At 35.7% G+C, this 4,121-nt stretch carries 3 protein-coding genes and 1 pseudogene; 3 read left to right on the top strand and 1 reads right to left on the bottom strand.

Annotation, left to right across the window (positions count from 1 at the left end; all coding sequences use genetic code 11):
* The 3 genes and pseudogenes from ACIQ2S_RS11835 to ACIQ2S_RS11825 all read left to right on the top strand — a co-directional run.
* Positions 1-427: hypothetical protein (locus ACIQ2S_RS11835; RefSeq protein ID WP_396176247.1), on the top strand; the 427-nt coding region annotated here is incomplete at its 5' end.
* A 34-nt stretch (positions 428-461) separates the two neighbouring features.
* Positions 462-1,130 (top strand): annotated as a pseudogene (locus ACIQ2S_RS11830) (acyl-CoA dehydrogenase family protein); the annotation flags it as partial.
* Between the two features lie 167 nt (positions 1,131-1,297).
* Positions 1,298-2,653: a M28 family peptidase gene (locus tag ACIQ2S_RS11825; RefSeq protein ID WP_396176245.1), complete on the top strand. Its 1,356-nt coding sequence runs from the start codon at positions 1,298-1,300 to the stop codon at positions 2,651-2,653.
* Positions 2,654-2,655: 2 nt separating this feature from the next.
* On the opposite strand, the gene ACIQ2S_RS11820 is transcribed toward ACIQ2S_RS11825, so the two are convergent.
* Positions 2,656-4,121 (bottom strand): serine hydrolase domain-containing protein (locus ACIQ2S_RS11820; protein ID WP_396176243.1); only part of this gene is annotated, 1,466 nt, incomplete at its 5' end.

Below are 4,121 nucleotides of genomic sequence, written 5' to 3'. Positions count from 1 at the left end.
AGTCAATAAAATCAGAAAAGTATCACCTTTTGCAAAGTTTGTAATTATTACACTTGTATATTCAGGTTTAGAACTATTTAATATTAAAAAAAAATCTAATCCAAATGGTATTTGGTATAAAGGAGATACAACTCCAGTAAACTTTGTTGATAATTTAAGAAGAGTAATTGAAGGTTTTAAAATTTACACCCCTAGTGTACAATTCAAATTTGACAAAATAGAAAGTTATAAAGAATTTGATAGTTTAGATTTAGAAATTTTATATTATATCTCAAAAGGTTATAAAAACCTAGATTTGCCAAATGTGATAAATACATCATTATCAAATATTAATGCTCGTAAAACAAATATTAAAATTACTTTGGGTATTGAGGGCAAAAATGATCAGATTTTGATGGAAAAGTGCAGATATTTGAACATAGACTAATCTTTTTTAGAAATATAAAATTGCAGTGATCGTGGGCATTCAAATTTATGGTGGTATGGGATTCTCCGAAGATACTCCAATGGAAAGTGCTTGGAGAGATGCCAGAATTGCCCGTATTTACGAAGGTACGAATGAAATTAACCGAATGCTTTCGGTTGGAATGTTAATTAAAAAAGCCATGAAAGGTCATGTAGATCTTTTAGGTCCAGCGATGAAAGTACAAGAAGACTTAATGGGAATTCCCTCTTTCGACACACCTGATTATTCTGAATTATTCTCGGAGGAAAAAGAAATGGTTGGCAAATTGAAAAAAGCCTTCTTAATGGTTGCCGGAGCAGCCGTTCAAAAATACGGTATGGATTTGGACGCTCACCAACAGTTATTAATGGCTGCAGCCGATATGCTAATCGAAATTTATGTGGCTGAAAGCACCGTTTTACGTACTGAAAAGTTAGCTAAAAAAGTTGGTGAAGACAAAGCAAAAGAACAAATTGCAATGGCAAAATTATACTTGTACAAAGCCGTTGATGTTGTGGCACAAAAAGGTAAAGAAAGCATCATTTCCTTTGCGGAAGGTGACGAACAACGCATGATGTTAATGGGCTTACGTCGATTTACAAAATACACCAACATGCCAAATATTGTAGGATTAAGAGAAACAATTACGACCAAATTAGTGGCGGAAAACAGTTACTGCTTTTAATAAATTTTAGTTTAGTTTGATTATTTGAAAGACCATGCAGTAAGTTGCATGGTTTTTTATTTGCTTAAAACTATCAACTACATCAATTTTCGAATAGATAAATAATCTTTTAAAATTATGGATTTCATTTTTTGTATTCTATCTTAGTGTTCTAATAAAATTTTCAAATGAAGACTCTACTATACTTTGTATTCCTATTTGCATCAATTTCTGTTAGCTCTCAAACTGATGCACGTATTTATGACATTATCAATGCCATTTCATCTGAACGAATTGAAAAAGATATTCGCAAACTAGCCAATTTCGGCACACGAAATACTTTTAGTGATACGGTTTCTACTACGCGAGGAATTGGTGCCGCAAGAAGATGGATCAAATCTGAGTTTGACAAAATTTCCAAAGATTGTAAAAATTGCTTGACTGTATCTTATCAAAAGGATTATGTCACGACGAATGATGGAGAACGTATACCAAAAGATACTTGGATTGTGAATGTAGTTGCTATTCAAAAAGGAACAAAATATCCCAATCGCTATATAATCATGACGGGTGATATTGATTCACGAAATTCAGATACGATGGATTTCACCACAGATGCTCCGGGGGCGAATGACAATGCCACAGGTATGGCAGGAACGATTGAAGCTGCACGAGTGTTATCAAAATACCAATTTGAAAACAGTATTATCTATTTAGGTTTAGCCGGCGAAGAACAAGGATTGTTTGGTGGAAAAGGCTTTGCAGAATTTGCCAAGAAAAACAACTGGGAAATCATTGGTGTTTTTAACAACGATATGATCGGGAACATCGAAGGTGTGGATGGTGTAATTGACAATCGTACGTTTCGCATATTTTCAGAACCTACACCTCCAACAGAAACCGAACGCGAACGAAACATGCGTCGTTTCTATGGTGGTGAGGTAGACGGAATTTCCAGACAATTGGCCCGATATGTTCATAAACAAACCCAAACCTACATGCCTGAAATGAACCCGATGTTGGTCTATCGTTTGGATCGTTTTGGACGTGGCGGACACCACCGACCCTTCAACGATTTAGGTTATGCAGGAATTAGAATCATGGAAGCTCATGAAAATTATACGCGTCAACATCAAAATATTCGAACAGAGAACGGAATCAAGTATGGCGATGTGATTGAAGGCGTAAATTTTGAGTACGCTAAGAAATTAACAGCTGTGAATGCAATTAATTTGGCTTCACTTGCATGGGCACCTCCAGCTCCAACCAATGTTTTGATTGGTGGAATTGTAGAACCGAATACGAAGTTACGTTGGACAAAAGCAGAAGACCCTTCGATTATTGGATATAAGATTTATTGGCGTTTGACTACTTCACCACAGTGGGAATTCAGCAGATTTGTAGGCAATGTAGACAATTTTGAATTAGAAGGAATCGTAATTGATAACTTCTATTTTGGTGTGGCGTCCGTTCACAAAAACGGACATGAAAGTGTGGTGGTTTTTCCGAGTGATATTATTCGAACAACTTTTAGAAGGAATTAAACCTATCGTTCAATCGCATCATAAATTACTTGCTGGATTTTCTCACGTATACTTTTCTTTGAGAGTTCATTCGATGCATTTGAATCGGGATAGGTTCTATTTGACAGAAAAATATAGACAATTTCCTCTTCAGGATCGGCCCAAGCCATCGTTCCTGTAAATCCGGTATGACCAAAACTCGTCATTGATGCACAGCCACAAGTGGGACCTGAAGTACCCAATTGTGGTTTGTCAAAACCTACACCTCTCCTATTTCCTTCGGGACAGTAGTAGCAGGTGTTAAAATCATTAAATGTTTCTTTTGAAAAGTATTGTACACCACCGTAATTGCCTTTTTGCAAAAACAATTGCATCATTTTGGCCATATCCATCGCATTTGAAAACAATCCTGCATGTCCGCCAACGCCGCCTTCCATAGCTGCTTCCATATCATGCACATATCCTTGAATTTTTTGATATCGAAAATAAGTATCTTTTTCAGTTGGGGCTATCACACTTTGATCAAATTTATGCAACGGGTTGTAAAGCGTATGATTAGCTCCCAAAGATTGATAAAAATTCTGTTGTACTAAATCTTCCAATTTCTTACCGGTAGTTTTCTCCAAATAATCTTTCATGATAATGAAAGCAAAATCACTGTATTTGTACTCCTTTTTCGACAATAACTTACTCTCTGCAATGTTTTTCATAATGGTATCGCGGTAATCATTACGAATGAAAAGATTTTCAGCTACTTGATAGGTAAAACCTTCTTTTAGTGTCTGACTATAATACTTTTCCATGGGTTTTCCATTAGTATCCAACGTGGCTTTGTAAAAAGGTATCCATGCTTGCAGTTGGGCGTAGTGTGATAGTAAATCTTTAAAACTAATACTTGACTTATCTGTGTTTTTAAAAAGTGGCAACATATCTCCTAACTGTGAATCCATTGTAAGGACTTTTCTATCATACAACTGCATCACATTTGGCAATGTTGCCATTATTTTTGTTAACGATGCCACATCATACAAATCGGAATTCTTTACCGGAATCAATTTATCATAGGTCTGATAACCAAATGCTTTTTGATAAATTACTTTGCCTTTTCGGGCAACCAAAATTTGTCCGCCCGGCGTCATCCGGTCAGCAATTGCTTGATTCATAAATTGGTCAATCTGAATCAAAACATCCGGATTCATTCCAACATTTTTCGGAGACGTAAATCCTAATCTGTTTAATTTTTCAGTTGTTAAACCATGGTTCACTTGATACGTTTCATTGATTGAAACTGGCAATTTTCCTTGGGCTTCAAATACGCCAAATAAAAGTTGAGCCGAAACAATCTGACTTACCTCACTATTTTGATAAGACACGATTACGCTTTTACTATTTTCAAAAGAAAGAGCACTCAACGCATAAGGTTTAACAAAACAATCTAAAATCACATCGTTTTGTTTGGAAATTTCATCAATCCAAACCATTTCGGTTG

Source organism: Flavobacterium sp. (assembly GCF_044371705.1).
Classification (GTDB): domain Bacteria; phylum Bacteroidota; class Bacteroidia; order Flavobacteriales; family Flavobacteriaceae; genus Flavobacterium.
This window is presented reverse-complemented; position numbering and strand designations above follow the sequence as displayed.

Bases quoted from the DNA above. Each gene is read 5' to 3' on its own strand.
- ACIQ2S_RS11825 (WP_396176245.1), top strand. From the start codon at position 1,298: ATGAAGACTCTACTATACTTTGTATTCCTATTTGCATCAATTTCTGTT.